Origin of the sequence: Noviherbaspirillum sp. Root189, from assembly GCF_001428545.1 — a bacterium.
Taxonomy (GTDB): Bacteria; Pseudomonadota; Gammaproteobacteria; order Burkholderiales; family Burkholderiaceae_D; genus Noviherbaspirillum.
Genome location: NZ_LMHZ01000021.1, coordinates 28,522 through 53,621, shown reverse-complemented (window position 1 = coordinate 53,621; position 25,100 = coordinate 28,522). Strand labels below are relative to the sequence as shown.

Here is a 25,100-nt window from a genome sequence, read left to right as displayed (position 1 = left end):
CCGCCTGCGCAAACTTCTTTCGTCAGCCGACATACAATAAGCGTTTATTCATTCCCGGGAGCTGTCGATGAAAACCAAAGCCGCGATTGCCTGGAAAGCAGGCGCACCGCTTTCCGTAGAAGAAGTCGATCTGGAAGGCCCACGCGCCGGCGAGGTATTGATTGAAGTAAAGGCGACCGGCATCTGCCACACCGATTACTACACGCTGTCCGGCGCTGACCCGGAAGGGATTTTTCCTGCCATTCTCGGCCATGAAGGCGCGGGCGTGGTGGTGGACGTCGGACCGGATGTGCGCTCCCTGAAGAAGGGCGACCATGTCATTCCGCTGTACACACCGGAATGCCGGCAGTGCAAATTCTGTCTGTCGCAAAAGACCAACCTCTGCCAGGCAATCCGTTCCACCCAGGGCAAAGGATTGATGCCGGACGGCACCAGCCGCTTCTCCATCGGCGGCCAACCGCTATTCCATTACATGGGTACATCGACGTTTGCCAACCACATCGTCGTCCCTGAAATCGCCGTCGCCAAGATTCGCCAGGACGCGCCTTTCGACAAGGTCTGCTACATCGGCTGCGGCGTCACCACGGGTGTCGGTGCGGTACTCTTCACCGCCAAGGTGGAAGCCGGCGCCAACGTCGTGGTGTTCGGCCTTGGCGGCATCGGCCTCAATGTGATCCAGGCGGCACGCATGGTCGGCGCTGACAAGATCATCGGCGTCGACATCAATCCGGCGCGTGAAGACATGGCCCGCCAGTTCGGCATGACCCACTTCATCAATCCGAAGGAAGTGGACAACGTCGTTGATGCCATCGTGCAGCTGACCGATGGCGGCGCCGACTACAGTTTTGAATGCATCGGCAACACCACCACAATGCGCCAGGCGCTGGAGTGCTGCCATAAAGGTTGGGGGCAGTCGGTCATCATCGGCGTCGCCGCCGCGGGCCAGGAGATCAGCACCCGTCCTTTCCAGCTGGTTACCGGACGCGTATGGAAAGGCTCGGCGTTTGGCGGTGCGCGGGGACGCACCGATGTGCCGAAGATCGTCGACTGGTACATGGAAGGCAAGCTCAACATCGACGACCTGATTACACACAAACTCACGCTGGACAGGATTAATGAGGGATTTGATCTGATGAAAAGCGGCGAATCGATTCGGTCGGTGGTGATGTATTAACGTAGAGGAAAAGGCAAGGCCACCGGCAATGCGCAGCAAGCCGTAGTTCCCTCCTCTTCAAGAGGAGGGCTAGGGTGGGGATGGGTTTAACCCCCCCTGTGGAAACCTGTCTGAGCCGCAGGCGAGTTTGTTTCGCTTCCCGTTTTGGCCCGTGCTCTTTTGGGTACCCGAAGGGCGGCGAACCGGGGTCGCCTTTCTTGGCCTACTTTCTTTGGCGAAGCAAAGAAAGTAGGTGGCCCGCCGGGGCCAGTCCCGGCTAGCTCGATCGAAGAACAAGCAGCACCGATGCACCGAAGAGAAGAAAACCCAGCAACGCAACAACTACCAGCACAGGCACTCCCATGCTAGAAATCCTCTCCGAACACCCCTGCTTCAACGGCATCCAATCCTTCTACCGCCACGACTCCGAAGCCACCGGCCTCCCCATGCAATTCTCCGTCTTCCACCCGCCGGCGGAAGAACACCAGCTCGTCCCCGTCCTCTTCTACCTCGCCGGCCTCACCTGCACAGAGGAGACATTCATGATCAAGGCGGGCGCCCAACGCGCCGCCGCCCAGCGCGGCATCATGCTCGTCACCTGCGACACCAGTCCCCGCAACACCGGCATACCCGATGCAGACAAAGACTGGGACTTCGGCCAAGGCGCCGGCTTCTACCTCGACGCCACCCAGGCGCCATGGAGCAAACACTTCCGTATGGAAACCTACGTCACGCAAGAATTGCATTCGCTCATCTTCAGCGAATTCAATGCCGACCAGACCCGCACCGGCATCTTCGGCCATTCGATGGGCGGACACGGCGCGCTGACATTGGCGCTGCGCCACCCCGACAAATACAAATCCGTATCCGCCTTCGCCCCGATTGCCGCGCCAAGCCGCTGCCCCTGGGGACAAAAGGCATTCACCGGCTACCTCGGCAACGATCAGAAAAGCTGGCTGGAGCACGACGCAACGGAGTTGATGAAGAAGCGGCAGACACCTTTCCCGCAGGGCATCCTGATCGACCAGGGCTTGGGCGACAAATTCCTGAAAGAGCAATTGCTGCCTGAACAATTCGAGCAAGCCTGTGCCCAGGCCAAGCAACCGCTTACATTACGCAGGCATGACGGATATGACCACGGCTATTACTTCATCTCGACCTTCATCGACGATCATCTCGCTTTCCATGAGCGGATTCTGAAAAGCGATTAACCTGGCAAGACGATACAAAGCCGAAAATAAAAACGCGGAGTGCATCACATGCACTCCGCGTTTTTATTATGAGGACGCTGTCGCGACGATGATTACAACAAGGTCTGCGCCAACGCTTCCAGCTGCAACCGATACTGCCCTGCATCAACCGGCTTGCGCGCCACCCCACTCTCTTGCGCCGCCGCTGCAATCCGCGGTGTCACCCCGGTTAGCAAGCGCTTGTCCAGCAATGTCGGCACGATATATTGACGTCCGAACTGTTCATCGGTGCGAGCCATCTCGGCAAGCGCCAGAACGCAGGCGCGCTTCATGTCCTGGTTGATGGTCGTTGCGCCGGTATCAAGCGCGGCACGGAACAGGTACGGAAAGCACAGCGCATTGTTAATTTGGTTCGGATAGTCCGACCGGCCGGTGGCGATGATCGCGTCAGGCGCAACTTCGCGAATCAGTTCCGGACGCAACTCGGGCTCCGGATTGGCCAGCGCAAACACGATGGGCCGGGCCGCCATCTCCTTGACATCCTGCTGGCTGAGCAAGCCGGGGCCGGACAAGCCAAGGAATACATCCGCCATGCCGATCACGTCGGACAATGTCTTCGCATCGGTCGTCTGCGCCCATGCACGCTTCTCCTCGGTCAGTTCGCGGTCGGTTGTCAATACGCCGCGGCTGTCGCAGACATACACGTTTTCACGACGCACACCCAGGTCGACCAGCATATCGAGGCAGGCAATCGCCGCCGCCCCCGCGCCCGAGCACACCACCTTTGCCAGCGAGATGTCGCGGCCGGTCAGATGCAAGGCATTCAGGAAACCGGTGCCGACGACAATTGCAGTGCCATGCTGGTCGTCATGGAAGACCGGAATGGACAGGCGTTCGCGCAGCTTGCGCTCAACATAAAAACATTCCGGCGCCTTGATGTCTTCCAAATTGATGCCGCCAAAGGTGGGATGCAGGGCGGCGATGATCTCGACCAGCTTTGCAGGATCGGTTTCGTCAATCTCGATGTCGAAGGAGTCGATGCCGGCGAATTTCTTGAACAACACGGCCTTGCCTTCCATGACCGGCTTGCCGGCCAGTGCCCCGATGTCGCCCAGGCCCAGCACCGCGGTGCCATTGGTGATGACGCCGACCAGGTTGCCTTTTGCGGTGTACTCATAGGCCTTGGCCGGGTCCTTGTTGATTTCCATGCAGGGCACGGCGACGCCCGGCGAATAGGCCAGCGAGAGGTCTGCCTGACTGGCGACCGGCTTGGTGACCTGGATAGCGATTTTGCCGCGCTGTGCGCCGGCGTGATAGTCAAGTGCGTCTTGTTCCAGCTTGTTCATGGTTGTATTTTCTAAGAATAAGTTGTCGTGCCGGCCGCGTTCCGGTGCGGCCGATGAAAAAAGCGGCGGGTATAACGCCTTCAGCGCATGCCGAAAAAGCGGCCGCGCAGCAGTTTTCATTCTGGTCTGGCGTATTGCATCGCCAAGGAATGCGTTCCCTCACCCGCATCGGTAAAGCAGACCGGGAACACAACCAGGGATGTTGTGCAAACGTTTTCGCCATCGTTTGGGGTGCGCCCCATGCCGGGTAAGGCCGGGCGTTCCGTGGACAGGCCGGTGCCGCATATCAGCGCGGTCCCGCCTTGTATTTCCCGTGATCGGGGAAGTGGTCAAACAGCGTGCCCCGCCATCGCACCAGCGCTGTGGCCAGGTTGACAAAGGGAGCCGTAGACTAGCACAAACCTGCAATGTGGCCAATCCGACATGAAGGGGATTGTGCCTGACGGTGTGCCGTTGCCAAAATGCGATTCCCTGAAGTCAGGAACGCATGGCGTTAAGCACATATTGTCAATAGCGCTGCAAAGAGATGCTGTCTCACCCTACATGTCGGAAGTTTCCTGCCGTTAATAAAATCAGAGACATCACCCTTGCCTGCAACCATCCGCAATGGCGTTGGGGTGCATTATTATCACCAGGACATCATGGCACTGAACAGCACGCAGCTCGACCTTATCAAACTGTACATGGCGAGCTTCAACCGCGCACCTGAAAAGGGCGGGTTCGATTACTGGAGCGGCCAGCTCGCATCGGGGAAAACCTTTGCGCAAGTGGTCGACATCGTTTTCGGGCTTGGTGTAGTCAAGGCGATTTACCCGGACTCCATGCCGGACGATGCGTTCCTGACCCTCATCTACATCAACATCTTCAACAAGCTGCCGGACGATGAAGGTCTGGGGTTCTGGATGAAACAGCTGGGTACCGGCCGGTCACGCAGCTCGCTGGTGCTCGACATGATCAATGCTGGCCTCGACACGCCGGACGGCACTCCGGGCAAGGACTTCATCGTCAACCGCTATGTGGTGTCCCAGCACGCGGTTGAACAGCAACTGGCCAAAGGCAAGGAAATCGGTATCGATACGCTCAAGATCATTACCGGCAGCGTAACGGAATCCGCCGCCAGCGTGCTCGCGGCGATGGAGGCGATCGACAATGACAATTCGGGCGGCCTGCGCGCATCGACCACGCCCATGACCGTGGCGGCAGCAGCCAACGGTATCAGCCCGGCCGAAAAATCGGCGGGCGTCGCAGTCGTCATCAGCCTTGCGGGCACCAATGCGGTGGCCGGCAACATCGTCGAACTGTTGATGAATGGCGCGTCGTTGCCGACCCCGCTGACCAAGACCCTGACCGCTGCCGACATTACGGCTTCGAGCGTTTCCGTGACCATTCCCTCTTCCGCCAACTGGGGCGGCGACGGCGAAAAGCTGCTGACCATGCGTCTCAAGGATAAGGCCGGCCACATCGGGCCAGCGGGTGGCGGCGTTACGGTGGTACTCGATACGACAGCACCAAAGGCACCGACGGCGGCACTGTCGGTCGCGGCAGCAGCCAATAGCATCAGCGCTGCGGAAAAAGCGGCTGGTGTCGATGTGGTGGTCGATCTCACAGGCACCAATGCGGCCGCCGGCGACACCGTTGAGCTACTGATCGGTGGCGTCGCTTTTTCGACCGCAGTGACCAAGGTCCTGACCGCCGCCGACATCACGGCCAATAGTGCAACGGTCACGGCAGGTTCGACATCCGCCTGGGGTGTCGACGGCAACAAGATACTCAGCGCCCGGCTCAAGGATGCAGCGGGCAATGTCGGCACGGCCGGCGGCAACCTGACGGCGACCCTGGACTCGACCGGCCCGAACGGACCGACCATTGCGATTGCCGCCGCTGCAAACGGCATCAGCGCGGCAGAGGAAACGGCCGGCGTTGCGGTGGTCGCTTCATTGACCGGCACCAACGCACTAGCGGGCGATGTGATGGAAGTGCTGATCGGTGGCGTGCCATTCAGCACACCGGTCCTCTATACCCTGACGGCAGCCGACATCACGGCCAAGTCAGCGACCGTGACCATTACCAACAGCGCGGGCTGGGGTGGCGACGGCAGCAAGGTGATTACCGCGCGCTTCAAGGATGCTGCAGGCAATACCGGCACTGAAGGCAAAAGCGTGACGGTTGTACTCGACACCGTGACGCCCGGCGCGCCGCCGGGTGGGATCACTTCGGCAGTTGCTGTCGGCGGCATCAACGCGGCGGAAAAAACGGTCGGCGTCGCGGTGACGGTCGATTTGACCGACAGCACGGCCGCGGTCGGCGACATTGTCGAACTCCTGATCGATGGCGCAGCATTCACGACGCCGGTCACACGTACGCTGACCAGCGGCGATATTGCCGCGCATGGCGTGACCCTGACCATCGGCACTAATGCGGGCTGGGGCGTGGATGGCAGCAAGGTACTGAGCGCAAGAGTCAAGGATGCGGCAGGCAATGCCAGCTCTGCGAGTGGCAATCTGACGGTGGCTCTGGATACGTCGGTGCCGACTGCGCCGACGTATCCAGTCGCTGTTGCGGCGGCGGCAAACGGCTTGAACAATGCGGAAAAGAATGCCGGCGTTGAGGTTGTTGTCGACCTCACCGGTACCGGCGCGGCTGCCGGCGACAGCGTATCGATCCTGCTTGGAGGTGCGGCTTTCAGTGTGCCGGCAACGGCCACTTTGACCACTGCGGATATCGATGCCAACAGTGTCATGGTCACGATTCCCGGCGCGGCGATCTGGGGCGTCAACGGCAGCAAAATCCTGACGGCACGGGTCATCGATGCTGCGGGAAATGTTGGCAACGGCGGCGGAACGTTGACAGTGAATCTGGATACTGCCATACCCACGGTGGGCACGACACCAGTTACTTACGCTGAGCTTGGAGCAGCGGGCATATCCGCATCAGACACGTTCGTGCTGTCCTTCAGTGAAGCTACGGACAAAGCTATCGCTATTGGCGGACTGGTGGTTAGCAACGGGCACACTTTTGGAACCGGTGCGACAGCGGTATGGGATAGTAACGGCACACAGCTGACCGTGACTCTCGCAGGAGTGGCGGCGGAAGCACCGACTATCGTAGCGGGCGATACCATCACCCTTACTGGCGTCAGCGATGTTGCAGGGAATACCGCGGATCTTACGTTCACGGTGGCTATAGGCGTGTAGAACAATGCTTGTCGAAGAATCCCACGCTTATCCCACGCTTAAAACAAAAAGGAGTGAAGGCATCATGCCCTTCACTCCTTTTTATATCGGGTCGGGTCGTTTCGCCCTGACTTAACGAAACGCTTCCGCCAGCGACATCACTCGCGGCGTGAATGTCACATTGAACTTGCCCAGCACGTCCTGCATCTGCGCGAGATTCGCTTCCTTCTCGGATTCCTTCCAGCCTTCGAAGATATCGGTTCCACCCTTCTGGAAATGGATGTCTATGATCTTCTTGCCGTCGTGGTGAGTATAGGGCTTGGTAAGCACTTGTTTGAAACCCATGCCTTCGATGGCACCGATGAAGTCGGCTGGCGGGTTGGCCGCATCGACGGCGATATAGATCATGAAGGTTTTGCCTGGCGGCTTGGCGGCAACGTCCACCGTAAACACACCCGGTGCGACCGGCGCTGCCGTACTTTTCAAAAATAGCATTGGATATCCCCTGTTCCTCTTCTCTATCTGGCAACACCGGCGCGTAACGCGCTCGAAATCGTTTATCTATAGCAATATGCCATAAATATGTTATGGCTTAAACCTTTGTGTTCCTGTTTAATCGCCGCAGGGAGCGAACGTGCAGACTGCCCGCAACAGCGTTGCCACGTTCCGCAAAAAAGGAGAAAAACCATGTTCATCGGACATTATTCGGCAGCGTTTGCCGCCAGAAGGCTGGCACCGGAGTTGCCGCTGCCGGCGCTCTTTATCGCCTGCCAGCTGATCGACTTGTTCTGGGGTGGGCTGGTCTTGCTTGGCGTCGAAAAACTCAGGATCATCCCCGGTTTCAACGCTTCAAACGGCCTCGATCTGTATTTCATGCCCTACACCCATAGCCTGAGTTCGGCACTGGCCTGGGCAGTGGCGGCTGCCTTCATCTGCTGGCGGCTCCTTCCGAACAACAATGCACGGAGCCGGATAACGGCGGTCGTTGGGTTGACCGTGCTGTCGCACTGGCTCCTCGACCTGCTGGTCCATATGCCGGACCTGCCGCTCTGGTTTGACAGCGCCAAGGTCGGCCTCGGCTGGTGGAATTACAGGATCTTTGCCTTGCTGCTCGAACTTGCGCTGCTGTGGATGGGCATCGCCTGGTGCCTGCCGCTGGCCGGGGATTACCGCAAACGCTATCTGCTGCTCGGCCTTGCCATGAGCGGTGTCCAGGTTTACAGCTTGCTGGAGCAGCCGGATAACGGCACTGCCGTTGCGCAGCAATTGCTGCTGATCTATCTCGTACTTGCCGGTGCAGCCTGGTGGATGCACCCGGTCCGGTTGAGAAGCACATGGACCGCATGAGCCGCATTGTCCGGCCGACGCTCGCATCGTCCAGATTTTGCATTGCCGCGCGTAGTTCTTACCTGACATGTCATTCAGTGGCTGCAAAAGTTTCATGTGCATGCAGTACGCTATAGAGGAGCCAATGGCATAGCGTGCATCGGCGCGGGCCTGGCACAAACGCTGCATGCCCCGCGAATGCGGCAAACGTGCGCAGATGACGGAAGATTTTGTCTGGCCGGCATAGATCGCCGCCCAGGCCGCTGGTGTCGGCGGCGATTTCGGAGAGATGCCATGTGGCCACACGACTTCGTTCCTCAAGATATCCGCATTCGCCTGATGCGCGGCGTTGCGCTACTAAGCTTGTTTGGCGTGACGGCCTGCGGCGGTGGCGGCGGCGATAGCGGCACCGGCAACGCAGCACTCACTCCCGCAGCAACGCAACCGGCGGTTCAGGTAGCGCAGGAAACTTTCGCGGCGACCCTGACCGGCCTGGATGAAGTGCCTCCCCGCGCAACGACAGCACAGGGTGCGGCGGTCGTGGTCGCTAATGCTTCAAGCCGACAGGCGCTGATCGTGACCACCACGACCAATCTTGCCGGCAGCTTACTGCAGCTCGGGCAGGCGCCTCCGGGCACACTGGGACCAGTGATCCTTGCGATTGCGGAGGCCTTGCCGGGTAGCGGCATCTCGGCCGCCAACACGGTGCTCACCGCAGACCAGTACAGCAACCTGATCGCCGGCAACCTGCATCTGAACGCCCTGAGCCAGCAGTTTCCCGAAGGCGAAATACGCGGCCAGATCATTCCACAAGCAACCGGTGCCGTGATTACCTCCTCGGTTACCGGGACCGTTCTGCCTTCCACCGTCAGTTTTATAGCAGCGCTGAATGGCGCACAGGCCATACCGGTCACGGTTACCGCGGCGCAAGGCGCAGCGGCAATCACCATCAATCCGGTGAACCGGCTATTTAGCGCTGCGGTGCTGACGACCGGCATGGTCAGCACCGCAGCCGAACTTCGGGAAACCCCAACAGGATTCACCGTACCAGCGGTCATCGTGCTTGCCGAAACGAGTGCGGGCAGCGGCGTCTGGACCGCGCGCGGCACGCTGACGGAAACACAGTATGCGGCGCTCCGGCAAGGTAATTTCTTTATCAATGTGCGCAGCGCGTCCTTCCCTGCGGGAGAAATACGCGGCATGGTATTGCCACAGACACGCTTTGCGTCGAGTAGCGTTCCCGCCAGCGCCATCGGCACGAGCGGTGCCGGGACGGGAACCTTCCCTACCGGCACCGGGAATGTCACTACGGGAATAGGAACCGGCCCCACGGGTAGCGGCTTCGGGACATCCGGCATCGGAACAGGCGCAACCGCGATAGGCAGCGGCACGACTGGAATTGCAACGGGAACGGGTGCGACCGGAATTGGGGCTTCGGGACTGGGTGCCAGTCCGAGCGGATTTACGACGGGCACCGGGGGGCTGGGCATCGGAGCTATCGGGGTCGGGACGACGGGAATTGGTACTACCGGCATTGGTACAGGTACTACCGGCATTGGTACGACTGGCATTGGTACGACTGGCATTGGCACAGGGACGACCGGCCTCGTAGGAACCGGGACCAGTGCGGGCTTTAACACGACTCTGACTGGAACGGGAACCAGTACCGGCATGACCAGTACCGGACTGAACGTCAACTCAGGCGCGGCGTCACTTGGGGGTTTTTAGCCTATCTAACGGATGGATTAAACGACCTTGCAACAAGCGCCGTCAGGTCCCCTCTCCCTGATAGGGGGAGGGCTAGGGTGGGGTGTACAGCTTGATTAAATTGACTGCGATTGCGCAACCTCCTTACGCCTCCACGGCCCGCCACCACCGCTTTGTCGGCGCCGGCGTCAGCCCGGATGTTGATGAACAACATGTAGGAATTGGCGCTCACATCCCTCGATGTCGAGGGTGTAGGGCTTGCCGAGGACGATGTGACTGCCGGTAACGCACGACGCTTAGCCGTCCAGCAATGTAATCAGTGTTGAGAGACGTGTCAGGAGTGTTAGGGCTGTCAGGCTTGCCAGACGCCATAACCGGATTCGCGCAAGCCGATCGCCAGCTCGACTTCCATGTCGCGCGCACCGTTGTAGGGCATGGGGTTATACATGTCATAAAGTTGCGGCAGCAATCGCAGACCGTACTCTTGTACAAAGCGATTGGCCTGTATGCCGGCCTTGTGCTTGTCAAAGCGCAGGTCGGGATTCAGGCCCGTCATCCCGACATAGACACATGGCTTGCCGCTGACATAGTCGGGATTGGCTTTGCGAAAACGCGCTTCGTAGAGCACGTCGCCGGACAATTCAACAACGTAGACGTGATAGTGGTAACGGCGGCCCATCAATGCGCAACGTTCAGGCGGGCCAGGTCGGTTCGCGCAGTTCTTCGAAGGCCGGCCGCCCCAGCAGGTAACCCTGGAACAGTTCGATGCCCATATCCTCCAGCGTGTAAAGCTCCTCTTCAGTTTCGACACCTTCCGCAATCACCCGGATACCGAGATCCTGGCATACCAGCATGACACCCGAAACGATGGAGCGCCGCACGCGATCCTTGTCGATGTTCCGGGTGAGCGCCATATCGAGCTTGATGGTGTCGGGCTGGAAGTTGGCCAACAGATTGAGTCCGGAATAGCCGGCGCCGAAATCATCGATCGCAGTCGAGAAACCCTGCTTCCGGTATTCCGTAAAGATGCCGTGCAGATGCGCTTCATCGCGCACCTGTTCGCCTTCGGTGACCTCGAAGACCAGCCGACTGGTGGGTATGTTGAATTCCTGCGCGGCTTGCAGCGTGGCCCGGATGCATGTTTCAGGGCGGTACACCGCGTTAGGCAGAAAATTGATATGCAAAAGGCAATCCGGTTTGTCGGCCAGGCCCAGCCTGGCCGCAAGTTCGATGGCCTTGACGCGACAAGCCTGATCGAAACGATACCGGTTGCTTTCGTTTACCTGCTCGAGCACCCAGCCTGCCGACTGCTGATCCACGCCGCGCACCAAGGCTTCATAGCCATAAACCGTTCGACGCTTGATATGCACGATAGGCTGAAATGCCATGGTGAAATCAAATTCGAGGCCCGCGCCTTCGCGGCATTCACGGCAACCCAAGGGGACAAACGTCGTGGAATTCATGCACGCTTTCCGTATATATTATTAGTGTGTCGTGCTGCTTTGGCCTGCCTCGCAAAGTTTGTCGGCACAGCGTTGTTGCATTCTATCAAACCGATGGCCTTCGTCATCACCTCCCGACGGCTCGACGTTGTGTCCCCGCAAATTGCCGGTTCGACATGCATGATATGCTTGCGGGTCGCTTTTCCTACCGCCTATGTACACAGAATTCTTCCAGCTGCGCCAGGCACCGTTTTCCATTTCGCCCGATCCGCGTTACCTTTTTATGAGTGACCGGCACCGCGAGGCCCTTGCGCATCTGCTGTATGGCATCGACAGTGGCGGCGGCGTCGTCGTGTTGACCGGCGATATCGGGACCGGCAAGACCACCATATGCCGTTGTTTCCTTGAGCAGGTGCCGCCGAATTGCAATGTCGCTTATATCTTCAATCCCAAACTCAGTGTCAGCGAGTTGCTGCAATCGGTCTGTGATGAATTCCATATTACGCTGGCGGACGATGCGCGTGGCGTACACGGTAACAAGCATTACATCGATGCCCTGAACAGCTTCCTTCTGGCAGCACACGCAGAGGGTCGCAACAACGTCCTCATCATCGACGAGGCGCAGAACCTGTCGGCGGAGGTGCTGGAGCAGTTACGCTTGCTGACCAACCTTGAAACCAATGAGCGCAAGCTGCTGCAGATCATCCTGATCGGTCAGCCTGAATTGCGCATCATGCTGGCGCGCCCGGACCTGGAACAACTGGCCCAGCGCGTCATTGCGCACTACCACCTGACCGCGCTGACCGAAGAGGAAACCGCCAGCTATATCCAGCACCGCCTTGCCACTGCAGGCCTGAACACGACATCGCCATTTCAGCCGGCGCTGATCAGGCAAATCCACCGGCTGACCGGCGGCGTTCCACGCCGGATCAACCTGCTCTGCGACCGTGCAATGCTGGGCGCTTACGCCAACAATATACAGATGATCGATCGTAATATCATCGAGATGGCCGGCGAGGAACTCCTAATCAATGAAGGCCGCACGCAGGCCGTGAAGCCCAAACCCGCATGGCGAGGCGCGATGGCTGGCGTGCTCGCAGGCGCGGTTATCGCTGGCGGGATTGGCTATGCCGTTTCCTCGCCGGGCCTGCGGCAATCGCTCGCGATGATGCCGGCCACGACCAGCGGTGCTGCTGATCGTGAGCATGATCGCGCACCGACAGCGTCGCCGGAAAATCGGGAAAGTACCGACACCGCGATTGCAGAGAAGGCCGCGCCGGCGCCATCACCAGTTGGCGAGGCGGCGCTCGCAACATCGACCGAGCCGCGTGCCGACAGCGCTGGTGCTGGTACGGACACTGCCCCCGCTGATTCGCACACCTTGTTTTCCGAGCAGGATGGCAGTTCAACCGCGGGCCTTCGCGACGAAAATGCAGCGGTCATCCAGCTCGCCCGTTTCTGGGGCGTAACGCTGGAGGGTGACGATCCTTGCCAAGCCGCGAAAAAAGTCGGCGTGCGATGCCACTGGAGCACTGGCGGCTTCGGTGAAATCCGCGCCCTCGACCGACCGGTCGCCATCAAGCTGCAGGATCAGCGCAAGCAGGTATTCCATCTGCTGCTCACCGAATTGAGCGACACCGAAGCGACGATACGTGCAGGCGATGTTAAACAAAGGGTCAAGCTCGCGCTGCTGGGACGTTATTTCCGGGGCGACTTTGTTACCTTGTGGCGGACTCCGCCCGGCTTCACCGGAGCAGTCAAGCTTGGCGATTCAGGCACACATGTGGATTGGCTGGCAACACAAGTGTCGACGCTGAACGGAGTCGAAGCACCCGTAGCCGGCACCACGTATGGCCCGCGCATGGTGAAACAGGTAGACCTGTTCCAGCAGGCGCATGGCCTGCATGTCGACGGCGTCCTCGGCCCCGTAACTGTGATGCATATCAATCGTGCGGTGGGTGTCGACGAACCACGCCTGCGCGACACGACGAAGTGAGATACCGATGTCCTATATTCTCGACGCACTGAAAAAAGCGGAAGCCGAACGGCGCGGCACCACGCCGCCGGTGACGCCAGCCCCCTCGACCTATTACGGACGAGTGCAACATGGCTCGGTCTGGCACAAACCATGGCCATGGGCACTGCTGTCGGCAGCCGTGGTAACGATAGCAGGCGCGACGTGGTTCGCCACGCGTTCCGATCAGGCGGTGCAGGCGCCTTCACCTGAAACACCACAAGTCGTTGCGCAAGCGCCGGTCACACCTATCCCGCCGCAGGTGCCAGCACCGGCAACTACGCAGCCCGCACCACCGTCCCCTGCACCGACCAAGGCGGAAACACCGCCTGCACCTGAGGCGCCGCCCAAGGCAACACGTGAAAGCCCGTCCGAAGCACCGCAGGCACGCGCAGAAAAACCTGCGCGCAAGCCAGTTGAGAAAAAGCCGGCGCGCGAATCCGATGCGTCGAAAAAGCCCGCCCCTGCAACTGCGCCCGCCGCTCCTGCTGACTCTCCTGCTGCTGCGACCAATACCACGCCATCTGCTCCAGCCACCGAGCCGGCAGTCGGTAGCGTGCGCGATTTACCGCCGCAGATACAGCAGCAAATCCCCGCATTCACGATTAGTGGTTACATCTATTCGGCAAACAAGGCCGACCGCTCCGTGTTGATCAATAAGCGCTTATTGCGCGATGGCGACGAAATAGCCCCCGGGCTCACCCTTGAACGCATGACACCCAGCGGGATGATCCTCAATTACAAGGGGTATCGATACCGGTCGTCGTATTAAGCCGGGTGGCCAGCTAGAGGTTGGTACATGGGTTCAGTAACGTATAAAGGTTCGTGCAACTGACTGCGCGTAAACGCGAAACCCGACTCGAAAGTAAAGCTGGCGCGCTGCGGCACTGTGCGACATGACACGCAGGAACGGACGTTGGCCCTGTAGAACTTGATGCCGCAGAATCTTGATAACGAGGCGTCGCGCCAAACCTCTTCCGGTAAAGTCGGGATGGGTACAAACGCCGGTAATCTCGCTGAATCCGCCTGCACACCCGCGGCTGCCGGCCATTGCCACCAGCTGCGCCCCATCGAAGATGCCGAAGTAGTGCCCCAGCTCAAGGGTACGGATGGTAAATGGGCCCGGATTGGTCAGGCTTGCCAATTCGACCGCTGCAGCTGCGCTGCGTGAATCTAGCTTGACGGCGTCCGGCGCGGGGTCATGCTCCAGTTCCACCGAACCCTGCCAGATCATTTTGACCAGAAGTCCTTCCGCATCGACGCCCCATCCCTCCGGTACGCTGCCGCCAAGGCCATCGCAATGCACATGCTCGCCCGAACCCATCAGTCGGCCCAAGGCATGCCAGTCCGGATCTCGGGTGTCGCGGAAAGCCGCGATGGGTGGAAATCCCCGGGCGTACCGGCGCACCAAGTGATCGCCAATCGTGTACTGACAATGGGGACCGACAAGGGTATGCCAGACGATGTTGTCGAGGATAGACATCGTCATGCCGCTAACGGTGCACTATCCATGTCGGCCCTAGCAGCATCTCCCTTTGCGCCTGCACGGAGCACTACCGGACCTTGTCGCGGTCGGCTGGGCCACAGCCCGGCAGGACGTGTCAGCATGATCAGCACCATTGCCAGTCCGAGCAGCAACTGGCGCAGCACTTCCGATTCGATCACGACCTGCCCGAACATATGACGCTGCAGAGGTTCGACGCCATGGCGCAGTACTTCTGGCAGCGCCGCCAGAGTGATACTGCCTATTACCACTCCGGGCACATGGCCCATGCCGCCAAGAACGACCATTGAGAGCACCGCAATGGACTCGCTCAGGGTGAAGGACTCGGGTGAAACGTAGCCCTGGAACACAGCGAACATGGCGCCGGAAACCCCTCCAAAGGACGCGCCAAGCGCGAACGCCAGCAGCTTCACATTACGGGTGTGAATACCCATGGCGCCGGCGGCGACTTCGTCTTCACGGATGGCGATAAAGGCGCGTCCCAGGCGCGAGTGTGCAAGCCGAACCGACACGACCACGATGACGGCACACAGCGTCAGGAACAGGAAGTAGTAAGCATTCACCGAGGGCATCGCATACCCCAGAACGTCGAGCGTAGCCCGCGAACCCGGCTCGCCGGCAAGCGATACGCCGAAGACGCGTATCGGATCGATCATATTGATACCCTTTGGTCCATCCGTGATATTGACAGGCGCATTGAGGTTGATGATGAAGACCCGCAGGATTTCGCCGAACCCCAGCGTCACGACGGCCAGGTAATCGCCGCGCAGCTTGAGCGTCGGAGCACCCAGCAGCACGCCGAAGAACGCGGCCAGCGCGGCACTGAGCGGGACGATAGCCCAGACGGATAAATGGATGCCGTGCATGGCGATGTCCGGTCCCAGCAGATCCAGCATTGCATGACCGAGAGCCGGGTAGGTATTGATTACCGACTCGAGCACGACTGCAAACTGCGGCGACGCCAGCAATGCAGTCGTGTACGCTCCGACTGCATAGAACGCGATATAGCCAAGGTCCAGGAGGCCGGCGTAGCCGACTACGATGTTCAGGCCAAGGGCGAGCATGATATAGAGCAGCGCCATGTCGGCGATGCGGACCCAGGAGTTGCCGAACTGCGCGGCGACGAAAGGAAATAGCAGCAGGAGCAGCGCGAGGCCGGTCAGAGTCAGATAAGCGACTGCATTGGCCCTCGATTTTTGGGGAACAGGAAAGTCCGGCATGACATCCTTTGAACAAGATCTGTCCGCCATCTTAGAAAGTGCGGGCCGGAATGGCTATCAAGATCTTGCTCAACTGCGTTTGCCAGCGGATGCGGTGATGCGGTGAACAGAGACTAAGCTGAGACTAACTGAAGGACGAACAGGAAATCAGCGATAGCCTGTCCGGCGGCGCCATTCGGCAGGCGCCACCCCGAAGTGGGAGCGGAAGCTCGACGTAAAGTGGCTGTGATGAGAAAAACCGGTGTCTTGCGCGATAGCCGTCAGCGGCGTGCGCGTCGCCTGCATGGCTTCCAGGGCTTTCCCGAGCCGTGTACGAATGAGATAGCGGTGCACAGGCATGCCGACCTCCTCCCTGAATACGCGAGCCAGATGGTAGGGCGATGTGTTTGCCTGACGGGCAAGGGCATCGAGTGTCCATGCCCGTTCAGGGAACAGCGTGATGACTTCCTTCACCGCCTCGACCTGGCAGCGCCGGCGCTGCCGGGTATTGGCGAGGGTTTCCATCCGGTTGTCGGTGCGAGCCGCCCGGACGGCTGCTTCCATCATGGCGAGACTGATCTCTTCGATAGCCAGAGCACAGGGTGCGCCTTGCAGTAACTCCAGGCACAGAAGGTGTCGGTCAAGCACGCAAGCCGCAGAGAGCAGGCAGTGCGACGCGATGCGGGGTGAGATCAACTCGTCGACGCCAGCCACTTCGGCCAGCATCCGTGTCAGCGCGGGTTTTGAAAACCTGACGACGAGGCATTCGTCGCCGATGCGCCCGGGAAAGCTCATGCGATACGGCTGCCCAAGTCCAAGGAAGACCCCATGGTTCGGATTGGCAATGAAATGCTGCCGTGGCGCTTCATGCAGGGCAAACACACCGGAGATCGGCAATAACAACAGGTCATCGGCCGCATAGGCGAGGTCACTGTACGCAGCCGAAGTCGGACGAGCGATCGCGTGGCGAACTGCCAGAAGTTCGTTTTCGAACAGGGTGCGCTCAATCAGATGCATAGACCGGGTGCGTGAATGCTTGAAATCATATGTGCCCTTTCGCGGGTGAAGATTTCTCAGTTCTCCCTATTGGCGAATATTAGTTTAGTAGATTTCCATACGTTGTTGCATACATCACAACAGGGCCGGAACACCTCAATTGGATCACTTGTACTTACACTTACTAACGCATCCTCGCAACTGACCGCGACATCAAACCGCCACCGCTTTCAACTTCCGACGCGCCGGCATGAACGCGATCAGGTTTCCTCCCAACACACAAGCCAGCCCGGCAACCGCGAGCAGATTCCATACATAATCTTCGTAGAAGGTGGAGATTGTCAGCGCCACCACGGGGAACAACACCGTGCAGTAGGCGGCGCGCTCGGGGCCAAGTTTTCCCACCAGCAGCAAGTAGGCGGTAAAGCCGATCACCGAGCCCGGAATCGCCAGGTACAACAAGGATCCGATATAGAGTGGACTCGGATCGATCTCAAATGGCAGACCGAGCACAAGACCAATAACGGTAAGGATGGCGGCACCGAAAAACATCGCCCAGGTATTGGTGAGCCAGGGTGTCAGGCCAAGCGACTGCATGCGGCTCGACAGCAAACTCCCGGTGGAAAAAAACAGCGTGCCAAGAAAAGCCAGCCCAAGTCCGCGCAGCATCGCCGCATCACCCCAATGCCCGCGCATTTGCGGCAGAAACAGCAGCACGATGCCTGTCAGGCCAAACAAGGCGCCCAGGATGACTTGCGGCTGGATCGTCCTGCCAAGAAAAATCTTTCCATTGATCGAATTCCACAACGGTGCGGTCGAAAACACCACGGCCACCAGCCCGCTCGGCACCCATTGGCTGGCGTAATAGAAGCATAGAAAATTACAGCAAAACAGGGCCGCGCCTTGCGCCAGCAGATAACGCCATGCGGCGCGCGGCGGTCGTACCGGCTTGCGCATGACGACGAGGATCAGCAGCAGCACCACGGCCGCAATCCAGAAACGAACGGCGATGGATACCGGCGCGGGCACCACGCCGAGCTGCCATTTGATGGCGATCCAGGTTGAACCCCAGATCAGCACGGTAAGAAGGTAGAGAAAGGCATTCATGGCCGCATCCTGTCAGAATTTCAATATTGTGTGCAGGATGTCTTGTCGACGCCGGCGTGACTTGTCTGGAATTGCTGCATTGTGTGCGGTGGAGACAAGGTGACGACAAGCGTTCCGGCATTTGCTACAAAACCATCGGTGAACTTGTCCATTCTTGCTCACCTTGTTGTGCAGCGACGAGCGGGCAGGACGCAAACAGCGTGGAAGTGATACATTTGGCTTCACATTTCCAGGTATCCGACATGCATGTTCCTCCCGACACCGCGGCAAACCCGTCGCCTGATCCAGGCCGGATCACCCATGCGGTATTCAGGACGCTGCATGCGACCAACGCGGAACTGGAACGCTTTGCCTGGCTCGGCGACGAACTTGCGATCGCCATCTGGCGCCGGCAGACCGAGGAGGAAGAGACCGCCTACATCCGACCCGGCCACCATACGCTGTCGTATTACCTCGGCGGCGGCTATCGTACCGAGCGCAATGAATTGCCTGGTCTCTTCGGCAGCCCCGGCCGTCTGTGCACACTGCCCGATGAACATGAATCACGCTGGGTGGTGCGTGACAAGCTGCGCTTCCTGCACATCTATTTTCTGCCCGAGCATTTCACGCGACGTGCGGTGCTCGAACTCGACCGCGAACCGCGCGAACTGACGCTGGCCGACAGAACGTATTTCGAGCATCAGCAAATCGCCCGGCTCTGCGCGTTACTGGAACACATGCCCTGGCAGGGTCCGGATGCGCTGTTGCGCGTCAATGAAACGGCGCACGCGGCGCTGAGCCATTTGCTGCAGGCCCAGGGCGCACTGCGCCGCGATCCGGTATTGAAGGGCGGCCTGTCACCGGTGGTGCGACGGCGCCTCGCTGATTACATCGAGGCACGGCTGGATCAGCAGATTACGCTTGGCATGCTCGCCGACATTGCCTGCCTGTCGGAATACCATCTCGCCCGCATGTTCCGCATTTCCTTCGGCATGCCGCCTTACGCATGGATCGCCTCACGCCGCGTCGACCGTGCCCGCCAATTACTCAGGACAAGTGCATTGCCATTGCAGCAAGTCGCCGATGCCTGCGGCTACGCCGACCTCAGCCATTTCAGCCATCGCTTCCGTAGCAGCGTGGGCGCGTCTCCCCGGCAATATCGCAGCGTGATGGCATAAATTGGATCGCCGGCCATCTGATCAAAAAGGTATTTCTGCAACCTGTAACACGGGATGGGCAGTCGAATGCAGACGTAATACCAATCCCAACCATAACGCAACATGACGTCGCGTCTTTTTCCGGGGGCGCCGAGCCGCCTGCCGGCGTTGCAACAATCGCTCACTTGATATCAGTTGATCTGCGATGGTGCCGGGAACACATGCCCGCTCTGGCCCCGCAATTCCGCTCCGACGGCGGTTGCCGCCTGGTTAATCCCCGCTACCACTTCTTCCGGCGCCAGGTGATGGATCATGTGGCCGCCTTGGCGAGTGATATGCAGCGTGCTGTGCGGCAGCTCGCCATGCAACTGTTCCGACTGCACATGGGTATCCACTATTTTGTCGCTATCTCCGGCCATGATGACCACCGGCATGGTCAGTTCATGATATCGCTTGCGCAAGGAAAGTGCGGCGGGGATCATGAGTGCGGCTTCGGCAGCGCTGGCGCGCAATTGCGAAGGACGCAGGCTCATCCACGTCGGATATTCCATCCTGAAGCGCTCCGACACCGGCGCCGGTCCGAATACCCTGCGTAGTACCCCTGGCCAGATGGCACGACCGATCAAGGGGGATACGGTAAAACGCATCAGGTCGCCGATGACCGGGATGGCCGGGGGCGATACCAGCGGCACATCCATGCGGACCGTCGGATAGTAATAGCCGGACAGCAGCACCAGGCTCCTGACGTAATCGGGCTGTTCGAGCGCCAGTGACAAGGCAACCAGCGTGCCCCAGGAGTGACCGACGATAATAGGATTCTCGATGCCCATATGCAGCAAGGCCCGATGAATCAAACGGGCCTGCGCCTGCGGCGTCCAGATCGTCGTGCGCGGACGTTCACTGTAGCCATAGCCTGGACGGTCGAAGGCAATCACGCGATAGTTGCGTGAGGCCAGGTCAATCAGGCCGCTGGTTTCATAATCCTGAATCATCAGGCCGTTGCCATGCAGCAGGACGACGGTCTGCCCTTGGCTCTGGCCCCGTTCTACATAGTGCAAGCGTACACCGTCGACCTGGACGAATTCACCCGTCGCTGGATTATCGTGCTCGGCCTGGCGTGCCTTTTGACGGACAATCAGGGCGGCGGCGACAAGGGCGGCGGCACCGCCGATCAGCCAGGTGTTGCGGCGAGAGCCGGAACGGGCAAGCGGTATATGCTGCATAGTCTGAGGCATTATTTTGCTCCCGAAAAATTATTGAACTGGTTTGAAGTGCGCTTGATGCATGAAGTTCAATGTTGCCTTGGCCCCAAATCGCCGGCCCATGCGTGACTCGCGACAGCATCAACGCCCGAGCCGGTTTGACAGTAGATGTACATGCATATATATTCGGCGCATTCACATCCTTCCGAACCCTATTCCGTGGAACCCCTGCGACTACCTTGCTACTGCGGTTCAATCCGACAGGCGTCACGTGTCGTAACGCAAATGTACGACCAGGCCTTAAAGCCTTCCGGACTGAAGATCACCCAGTTCAGCATCCTGCGTGTACTGCTCGCCTATCCCGGCCTGACGACCGGTGCCATGGCCAACATGCTGGCGATGGACAGCACCACGCTGACACGCACGCTGAAGATCATCCATGAAAGCGGCTGGATCATTTCGGCCCCGGGCGAGGATCGCCGTGAGCGTCACTGGAAGGTCACCGAAGCTGGTGAAGAAAGGGTGAAGCAAGCCATTCCTCTCTGGAAGAACGTGCAGAAAGAATTTGCTCACATAGCGGACGGCGTCGATATGGATGCACTGACACGAGCCGTATTTCAACTGGTAAAGAAAGCGGCCTGAGCGCCGCGCATAGGAGCACGCATGGAACCGTCAGTGGGTTTGGCGCATTACAACAAGATCGGTGACGGTTACCTGCCTGGCCTGCTTGGCATAGTCGTGACCGCGGTCGGAAAGGGCTTTCTGAATGCGGAATTCGCCGTCCAGCGCTCGCACCTGGCACCCAATGGTTACCTGCACGCGGGCAGCGTGGTGACGCTGGCGGATACAGCCTGCGGTTATGCCTGCGTGGCGAACCTGCCGGATGGCGCACAGAACTTCACTACCATCGAACTGAAGAGCAATTTCCTTGGCACCGCGCGCGAAGGCATCGTGGAATGTGAAGCCAAGGCAGTACACCTTGGCCGGAATACCCAGGTCTGGGACGCGCTGGTGCGTCATCGCGATACAGGCAAGCTGATCGCGACCTTCCGTTGTACCCAGATGATCCTGTGGCCGAAGTAATACCAGTCCCAAGATTACAATGCAGGCTTTCCCATACTGCATCGCTGCGAACATCCATGTCCTTTTCCAGTCTGACACCCGGCATCTACGAGCATTACAAGGGCAAGAAATATTTTGTGCTTGGCTTGTCGCGCAATACCGAAACCAACGAGGTTTGCGTGGTGTACCGGCCCTTGTATGACACCGACTGGCCACAACTGGTACATCGGAACGCCGATATGTTTTTTGAAAACGTCACCATTGATGGAAAAACCATACCGCGTTTTCGCTTGCTTGGCTGAATCGCTGGATCACTGAATGACAAAGGCACAATCAAGGCTCGTCGTAGCGCTGTGGCATGGATCAGACATATTCTCTCTTTGACGACCCGCCATCCGGCCTGGAAACCATCCCCATGGTCGACGCCGATGTGAAATTCATGCATGGCTTTTACCGGCCTCCACAGTCCACCGCATTGCTGAAGTCGCTGCTTGAAGAAACGCAGTGGCGGCAGGAAAGCATCGTGCTGTGGGAGCAGGAGCGCTTGCAGCCACGATTGTCAGCCTGGTATGGCGATCCGCAGAGCGTGTACACCTATTCCGGAAAGCGATTTCACCCCCTGCCGTGGACAGCAACACTGCTCGCCATCAAGAGCGATATCGAACGTGCAACGGCACACCAGTTCAACAGCGTGTTGCTGAACCTGTACCGTAATGAAAACGATAGCGTGGGATGGCACAGCGACGCCGAGCAGGAGCTCGGCCGCATGCCTGTGATTGCTTCATTGAGCCTCGGTGAAACACGGACTTTCCGCTTTCGTCACAAGACGCGCAAGGAAGTGAAGCCGGTTCCGATAGAACTGACCGATGGTAGCCTACTGCTGATGGCAGGCGAGACGCAGAAAAAATGGCAGCACACGATCACAAAGGAACGCGCGCCGCGGGAGGCAAGAATCAACCTGACATTCAGGACGATCCGGGCTCCCGTGTAGTGCATGGCGTGCCTGTTGCAGAACGCCATATCGACAAAGCATCGCCGTTGTCGATGGTACTGATGTTGCCTAAGCTGCTGCTGTACTACGGTAATGCTGTACTTCTACATCGACGGATTAGTCGATGTCGCGTGCGGCGATGGCGCGCAGCTCTTGCGCCAGGTTCGGCTGGATGGAATCAAAGCCGCGTGCGAGGCGATAGAGTTCTGCAACAGAACCGGCATGGCGTTTCGCTTTTGCCGCTTCTGCAACCGGCTTTGCTTCCGGTGTAATGGCGAGCAGGGCAGTCAGGAAAGCGCGCGCTGCGCGGCCAAGGTTTTCGGTATAGCTGAGGCCGGCATTCTGTACCGACGGATTAAATGTAGTGCTGGACATGATGGTTTTCCTCTCAATAGTGCCTTAGTACGTTACTAGTGTAGGGACGCCCCAGATATAAATCCAATTCGAAGTACAGATAACAGACATTCGGTAGATACATATCTGCCGCAGAGAAATCATGCTTATGAGAACGTCATTTTCAGGATGTCAATGCCTTGCTGAATGCGTGATATACGGCAAGCTTATGAGTCAGGAAGACTTGCTAGAATGGCAGTCCTCGGGCAGACATAGATTGCCCTTCGTCATCCATCTCAACCTCTGAATGCCTTCCATGAGTTATCTCGCAGTCAAGCATCTCCATATGACCTTTGTCGCGCTGAGCGGCAGCCTGTTTCTATTACGCGGCATGCTGATGCTGGCCGACTCGCAGGCTTTGCAACGACGCGTTTTCAAGATTGCGCCGCACATCATCGATACCCTGCTGCTCGTCAGCGCATTGGTGATGGTGGTATGGAGCGCACAATATCCCTTCGTGCAATCGTGGCTGACGGCAAAGGTCATTGCCCTGGTCGCCTATATCGGCGTAGGTACCGTTGCGCTCAAGACGGGCAAGACCAAGGCGATCCGCACCACGGCATTTGTTGCTGCCCTGGTGATTTTTGCCTATATCGTGAAAGTCGCGATCACACGCCAGGTCTGGTAAGGGCACAAGGTCCGCGAACCATGACGGCGAATGCCGGTCTTGAATGCCATTACTTCCATGACCCATCTGCCCTGAAGAGACATGCTTACCATTTACGAATACACGAATCAGCCGCGTTACTGGATCGTACGCGATGACCAAGGCTACTGGCTGGTGCCTGCGCGCGACAACGGATGGCAGGAACGCAGCCCGTTTGTTGGACATACGACTTCGTTGCGCGAGGTGACGGACCTGGGCGGCGTTGATCTCGGCATCAACGCCGCGGCGACTGCTTCCGGCAACGGTTTCAGCGAAACACGGCAACAGTTGCCCGGACTATCCTTGTCGAACCCACTTGGTGAAAGCGCCTTCGTCACGCGCCAGGGCGCGCAGGTGGTGTCGTGGAAAACCGCCGATGGCAAAGAGCGTATGTACCTGTCATCGATGACAGGTGGCATGACCGCCACCAATCCGGCGGTGCCCGCGGCGGCGATACGCGCCGGGATTCCGGTCTGCTTTCCGCAATTCTCGGACCGTGGCCCCATCGTCAAGCACGGCTTTGTACGCAGCCTGCCATGGTCCCTGTCCGACGGCCGCACGGAGTCAGCCGCAACCCTGTTCATCGATGATGATGCAATGACACGCGGCATCTGGCCGCATGCCTTCCATGCCGAGGTGAATGTACTGCTTGAACCCGGCCGCCTGATCGTCTCGCTCACCGCCGTCAACCGCGGCGACCAGCCATGGCAGTTCACCGCTGCGCTGCATACCTATCTGCACGTGGACGATGTACGCCAGACTGGATTGGAAGGATTGCAGCATGTGCGCTATCAGGATGCGACCGCAAACTGCGTCGTGGTCGAGCAGCAGGACCCGGCGATCAGGATTGCGGCGGAACTCGACCGTGTTTATATGTCGCCGCCAAAGAAACTGACGCTGGTCGAACACGGCAAACCTTCACTGCAGATTGAACAGGAAGGATTTGAAGATACCGTGGTCTGGAACCCCGGCCCCGAAAAGGCAGCCGCTCTGACGGATTTCCCGGACGAGGACTGGCTGCACATGTTGTGCGTGGAAGCGGCCTGCGTCATCGAGCCGGTAAAACTGCAGCCCGGAGAAAGCTGGACCGGCAGACAAATACTGAGCGTGCCGACATCCTGATTTTCACCCCGGTGTCACAAACCCGAAGGCTGTGTCGTCTTATGGTGGAAGTACCTTTTTTGCCGATAACACCAGAGAGAAACCATCATGTCCACGCTTCGCCTTCCCTATCAAACCCTTGCCCCTGAGCTGTACCGTGCGCTTTCCGGGGTCAACATTGCCTTGCAGAATTCTACAATGGGCTGAAGCCATCACTCTGATCGCCGGCAATCATGCGAGCGATGTCTTGTTCGAAGCCTTGCAGCAGCATTTTTCAGAGCGGGAAATCGTCGATCTTGAATTCGCCATTGCGGTCATCAACGCATGGAACCGGATTGCGATCGGGTTCAGGCAACCGGTGAAGAAGGCATCACTGCTGCCACACTGAACTGGACGGCGCGTAATGGCGAGA

General features: G+C 58.9%; 25 protein-coding genes. 15 read left to right on the top strand and 10 right to left on the bottom strand.

The features are described from left to right. The first annotated feature begins 67 nt into the window (after window positions 1-67). Window positions 68-1,174, top strand: coding sequence for an S-(hydroxymethyl)glutathione dehydrogenase/class III alcohol dehydrogenase (locus tag ASE07_RS13860; protein ID WP_057291428.1), 1,107 nt, complete (start codon window positions 68-70; stop codon window positions 1,172-1,174). Between the two features lie 341 nt (window positions 1,175-1,515). Continuing rightward, window positions 1,516-2,364, top strand: coding sequence for an S-formylglutathione hydrolase (fghA, locus tag ASE07_RS13855; RefSeq protein ID WP_057291427.1), 849 nt, complete (start codon window positions 1,516-1,518; stop codon window positions 2,362-2,364). Window positions 2,365-2,456: 92 nt separating this feature from the next. Here the strand turns inward: fghA and ASE07_RS13850 are convergent, their stop codons facing one another. Then, the gene (locus ASE07_RS13850) at window positions 2,457-3,689 is read right to left on the bottom strand and encodes a malic enzyme-like NAD(P)-binding protein (RefSeq protein ID WP_082584148.1); all 1,233 of its coding nucleotides are present in this window, start codon (window positions 3,687-3,689) and stop codon (window positions 2,457-2,459) included. Window positions 3,690-4,276: 587 nt separating this feature from the next. Here ASE07_RS13850 and ASE07_RS13845 point away from each other — a divergent pair. Then, on the top strand, window positions 4,277-6,883 hold the full coding sequence (locus ASE07_RS13845) for a DUF4214 domain-containing protein (RefSeq protein WP_057291425.1): 2,607 nt from the start codon (window positions 4,277-4,279) through the stop codon (window positions 6,881-6,883). Between the two features lie 111 nt (window positions 6,884-6,994). Here the strand turns inward: ASE07_RS13845 and ASE07_RS13840 are convergent, their stop codons facing one another. Continuing rightward, window positions 6,995-7,357: a hypothetical protein gene (locus ASE07_RS13840; protein ID WP_057291424.1), complete on the bottom strand. Its 363-nt coding sequence runs from the start codon at window positions 7,355-7,357 to the stop codon at window positions 6,995-6,997. A 192-nt stretch (window positions 7,358-7,549) separates the two neighbouring features. Here ASE07_RS13840 and ASE07_RS13835 point away from each other — a divergent pair, with 192 nt between their 5' ends. Both ASE07_RS13835 and ASE07_RS13830 read left to right on the top strand, forming a co-directional pair. Continuing rightward, window positions 7,550-8,209 carry a hypothetical protein gene (locus ASE07_RS13835; protein ID WP_057291423.1) on the top strand — a complete coding sequence of 220 codons (660 nt, stop codon included), beginning with the start codon at window positions 7,550-7,552 and terminating at the stop codon, window positions 8,207-8,209. 273 nt (window positions 8,210-8,482) lie between these two features. Then, the gene (locus tag ASE07_RS13830) at window positions 8,483-9,916 is read left to right on the top strand and encodes a CHRD domain-containing protein (protein WP_057291422.1); all 1,434 of its coding nucleotides are present in this window, start codon (window positions 8,483-8,485) and stop codon (window positions 9,914-9,916) included. A 331-nt stretch (window positions 9,917-10,247) separates the two neighbouring features. Here ASE07_RS13830 and ASE07_RS13825 read toward each other — a convergent pair whose 3' ends face one another. Both ASE07_RS13825 and ASE07_RS13820 read right to left on the bottom strand, forming a co-directional pair. Further along, complete coding sequence (locus ASE07_RS13825; RefSeq protein WP_442946075.1) at window positions 10,248-10,574, bottom strand: hypothetical protein; 327 nt, start codon at window positions 10,572-10,574, stop codon at window positions 10,248-10,250. A gap of 13 nt (window positions 10,575-10,587) precedes the next feature. After that, the gene (locus ASE07_RS13820; RefSeq protein WP_057291420.1) at window positions 10,588-11,358 is read right to left on the bottom strand and encodes an EAL domain-containing protein; all 771 of its coding nucleotides are present in this window, start codon (window positions 11,356-11,358) and stop codon (window positions 10,588-10,590) included. A 193-nt stretch (window positions 11,359-11,551) separates the two neighbouring features. Between ASE07_RS13820 and ASE07_RS13815 the strand changes: the two genes are divergently transcribed. Together ASE07_RS13815 and ASE07_RS13810 are read left to right on the top strand one after the other, a co-directional pair. Further along, complete coding sequence (locus ASE07_RS13815) at window positions 11,552-13,333, top strand: ExeA family protein (RefSeq protein WP_057291419.1); 1,782 nt, start codon at window positions 11,552-11,554, stop codon at window positions 13,331-13,333. Window positions 13,334-13,340: 7 nt separating this feature from the next. Next, entirely contained in the window at window positions 13,341-14,123 is a 783-nt protein-coding gene (locus ASE07_RS13810) for a general secretion pathway protein GspB (RefSeq protein ID WP_057291418.1), read from the top strand. Window positions 14,124-14,156: 33 nt separating this feature from the next. Here ASE07_RS13810 and ASE07_RS13805 read toward each other — a convergent pair whose 3' ends face one another. The 4 genes from ASE07_RS13805 to ASE07_RS13790 form a co-directional block, all read right to left on the bottom strand. Beyond that, window positions 14,157-14,840: a GNAT family N-acetyltransferase gene (locus ASE07_RS13805; protein ID WP_200960939.1), complete on the bottom strand. Its 684-nt coding sequence runs from the start codon at window positions 14,838-14,840 to the stop codon at window positions 14,157-14,159. Then, window positions 14,837-16,075: an ABC transporter permease subunit gene (locus ASE07_RS13800; protein WP_082584144.1), complete on the bottom strand. Its 1,239-nt coding sequence runs from the start codon at window positions 16,073-16,075 to the stop codon at window positions 14,837-14,839. Before ASE07_RS13800 ends, ASE07_RS13805 begins: the two co-directional genes overlap by 4 nt. Before the next feature lie 147 nt (window positions 16,076-16,222). Further along, the gene (locus ASE07_RS13795; protein ID WP_057291416.1) at window positions 16,223-17,071 is read right to left on the bottom strand and encodes a helix-turn-helix transcriptional regulator; all 849 of its coding nucleotides are present in this window, start codon (window positions 17,069-17,071) and stop codon (window positions 16,223-16,225) included. A 192-nt stretch (window positions 17,072-17,263) separates the two neighbouring features. Continuing rightward, window positions 17,264-18,157 (bottom strand): DMT family transporter, encoded by an 894-nt coding sequence (locus ASE07_RS13790; protein ID WP_057291415.1) that lies wholly within the window; start codon window positions 18,155-18,157, stop codon window positions 17,264-17,266. 242 nt (window positions 18,158-18,399) lie between these two features. Between ASE07_RS13790 and ASE07_RS13785 the strand changes: the two genes are divergently transcribed. Next, window positions 18,400-19,314, top strand: a complete 915-nt coding sequence (locus ASE07_RS13785; protein WP_057291454.1) for an AraC family transcriptional regulator — start codon at window positions 18,400-18,402, stop codon at window positions 19,312-19,314. A gap of 170 nt (window positions 19,315-19,484) precedes the next feature. Here ASE07_RS13785 and ASE07_RS13780 read toward each other — a convergent pair whose 3' ends face one another. Then, entirely contained in the window at window positions 19,485-20,528 is a 1,044-nt protein-coding gene (locus tag ASE07_RS13780) for an alpha/beta fold hydrolase (RefSeq protein ID WP_057291414.1), read from the bottom strand. 252 nt (window positions 20,529-20,780) lie between these two features. On the opposite strand from ASE07_RS13780, the gene ASE07_RS13775 reads away from it, so the two are divergent. Genes ASE07_RS13775 through ASE07_RS13760 form a run of 4 tightly spaced genes read left to right on the top strand, consistent with a single transcriptional unit; the run spans window position 20,781 to window position 22,548 of the window. Next, a complete protein-coding gene (locus tag ASE07_RS13775) occupies window positions 20,781-21,137 on the top strand; it encodes a MarR family winged helix-turn-helix transcriptional regulator (protein ID WP_057291413.1) in 357 nt (118 codons plus the stop codon). 21 nt (window positions 21,138-21,158) lie between these two features. Next, window positions 21,159-21,578 (top strand): PaaI family thioesterase, encoded by a 420-nt coding sequence (locus tag ASE07_RS13770; RefSeq protein ID WP_057291412.1) that lies wholly within the window; start codon window positions 21,159-21,161, stop codon window positions 21,576-21,578. Window positions 21,579-21,634: 56 nt separating this feature from the next. After that, entirely contained in the window at window positions 21,635-21,859 is a 225-nt protein-coding gene (locus ASE07_RS13765; RefSeq protein WP_057291411.1) for a DUF1653 domain-containing protein, read from the top strand. A gap of 56 nt (window positions 21,860-21,915) precedes the next feature. Next, complete coding sequence (locus ASE07_RS13760) at window positions 21,916-22,548, top strand: alpha-ketoglutarate-dependent dioxygenase AlkB family protein (RefSeq protein WP_057291410.1); 633 nt, start codon at window positions 21,916-21,918, stop codon at window positions 22,546-22,548. 117 nt (window positions 22,549-22,665) lie between these two features. On the opposite strand, the gene ASE07_RS13755 is transcribed toward ASE07_RS13760, so the two are convergent. Next, entirely contained in the window at window positions 22,666-22,923 is a 258-nt protein-coding gene (locus ASE07_RS13755; protein ID WP_057291409.1) for a hypothetical protein, read from the bottom strand. A 274-nt stretch (window positions 22,924-23,197) separates the two neighbouring features. On the opposite strand from ASE07_RS13755, the gene ASE07_RS13750 reads away from it, so the two are divergent. The 3 genes from ASE07_RS13750 (at window position 23,198) to ASE07_RS13740 (ending at window position 25,076) form a co-directional block, all read left to right on the top strand. Further along, complete coding sequence (locus ASE07_RS13750; RefSeq protein WP_057291408.1) at window positions 23,198-23,569, top strand: SirB2 family protein; 372 nt, start codon at window positions 23,198-23,200, stop codon at window positions 23,567-23,569. A gap of 81 nt (window positions 23,570-23,650) precedes the next feature. After that, complete coding sequence (locus ASE07_RS13745; protein ID WP_057291407.1) at window positions 23,651-24,709, top strand: D-hexose-6-phosphate mutarotase; 1,059 nt, start codon at window positions 23,651-23,653, stop codon at window positions 24,707-24,709. Between the two features lie 157 nt (window positions 24,710-24,866). Next, entirely contained in the window at window positions 24,867-25,076 is a 210-nt protein-coding gene (locus tag ASE07_RS13740) for a carboxymuconolactone decarboxylase family protein (protein WP_235548471.1), read from the top strand. Window positions 25,077-25,100 lie beyond the last annotated feature (24 nt).

What these genes read in the sequence shown, in the direction of transcription:
- ASE07_RS13860 (WP_057291428.1), top strand. Translation starts at nt 68, where the DNA reads ATGAAAACCAAAGCCGCGATTGCCTGGAAAGCAGGCGCACCGCTTTCC.
- fghA (WP_057291427.1), top strand. Translation starts at nt 1,516, where the DNA reads ATGCTAGAAATCCTCTCCGAACACCCCTGCTTCAACGGCATCCAATCC.
- ASE07_RS13850 (WP_082584148.1), bottom strand. Translation starts at nt 3,689, where the DNA reads ATGAACAAGCTGGAACAAGACGCACTTGACTATCACGCCGGCGCACAG.
- ASE07_RS13840 (WP_057291424.1), bottom strand. Translation starts at nt 7,357, where the DNA reads ATGCTATTTTTGAAAAGTACGGCAGCGCCGGTCGCACCGGGTGTGTTT.
- ASE07_RS13835 (WP_057291423.1), top strand. Translation starts at nt 7,550, where the DNA reads ATGTTCATCGGACATTATTCGGCAGCGTTTGCCGCCAGAAGGCTGGCA.
- ASE07_RS13830 (WP_057291422.1), top strand. Translation starts at nt 8,483, where the DNA reads ATGTGGCCACACGACTTCGTTCCTCAAGATATCCGCATTCGCCTGATG.
- ASE07_RS13825 (WP_442946075.1), bottom strand. Translation starts at nt 10,574, where the DNA reads ATGGGCCGCCGTTACCACTATCACGTCTACGTTGTTGAATTGTCCGGC.
- ASE07_RS13820 (WP_057291420.1), bottom strand. Translation starts at nt 11,358, where the DNA reads ATGAATTCCACGACGTTTGTCCCCTTGGGTTGCCGTGAATGCCGCGAA.
- ASE07_RS13815 (WP_057291419.1), top strand. Translation starts at nt 11,552, where the DNA reads ATGTACACAGAATTCTTCCAGCTGCGCCAGGCACCGTTTTCCATTTCG.
- ASE07_RS13810 (WP_057291418.1), top strand. Translation starts at nt 13,341, where the DNA reads ATGTCCTATATTCTCGACGCACTGAAAAAAGCGGAAGCCGAACGGCGC.
- ASE07_RS13805 (WP_200960939.1), bottom strand. Translation starts at nt 14,840, where the DNA reads ATGACGATGTCTATCCTCGACAACATCGTCTGGCATACCCTTGTCGGT.
- ASE07_RS13800 (WP_082584144.1), bottom strand. Translation starts at nt 16,075, where the DNA reads ATGCCGGACTTTCCTGTTCCCCAAAAATCGAGGGCCAATGCAGTCGCT.
- ASE07_RS13795 (WP_057291416.1), bottom strand. Translation starts at nt 17,071, where the DNA reads ATGCATCTGATTGAGCGCACCCTGTTCGAAAACGAACTTCTGGCAGTT.
- ASE07_RS13790 (WP_057291415.1), bottom strand. Translation starts at nt 18,157, where the DNA reads ATGAATGCCTTTCTCTACCTTCTTACCGTGCTGATCTGGGGTTCAACC.
- ASE07_RS13785 (WP_057291454.1), top strand. Translation starts at nt 18,400, where the DNA reads ATGCATGTTCCTCCCGACACCGCGGCAAACCCGTCGCCTGATCCAGGC.
- ASE07_RS13780 (WP_057291414.1), bottom strand. Translation starts at nt 20,528, where the DNA reads ATGCCTCAGACTATGCAGCATATACCGCTTGCCCGTTCCGGCTCTCGC.
- ASE07_RS13775 (WP_057291413.1), top strand. Translation starts at nt 20,781, where the DNA reads ATGTACGACCAGGCCTTAAAGCCTTCCGGACTGAAGATCACCCAGTTC.
- ASE07_RS13770 (WP_057291412.1), top strand. Translation starts at nt 21,159, where the DNA reads ATGGAACCGTCAGTGGGTTTGGCGCATTACAACAAGATCGGTGACGGT.
- ASE07_RS13765 (WP_057291411.1), top strand. Translation starts at nt 21,635, where the DNA reads ATGTCCTTTTCCAGTCTGACACCCGGCATCTACGAGCATTACAAGGGC.
- ASE07_RS13760 (WP_057291410.1), top strand. Translation starts at nt 21,916, where the DNA reads ATGGATCAGACATATTCTCTCTTTGACGACCCGCCATCCGGCCTGGAA.
- ASE07_RS13755 (WP_057291409.1), bottom strand. Translation starts at nt 22,923, where the DNA reads ATGTCCAGCACTACATTTAATCCGTCGGTACAGAATGCCGGCCTCAGC.
- ASE07_RS13750 (WP_057291408.1), top strand. Translation starts at nt 23,198, where the DNA reads ATGAGTTATCTCGCAGTCAAGCATCTCCATATGACCTTTGTCGCGCTG.
- ASE07_RS13745 (WP_057291407.1), top strand. Translation starts at nt 23,651, where the DNA reads ATGCTTACCATTTACGAATACACGAATCAGCCGCGTTACTGGATCGTA.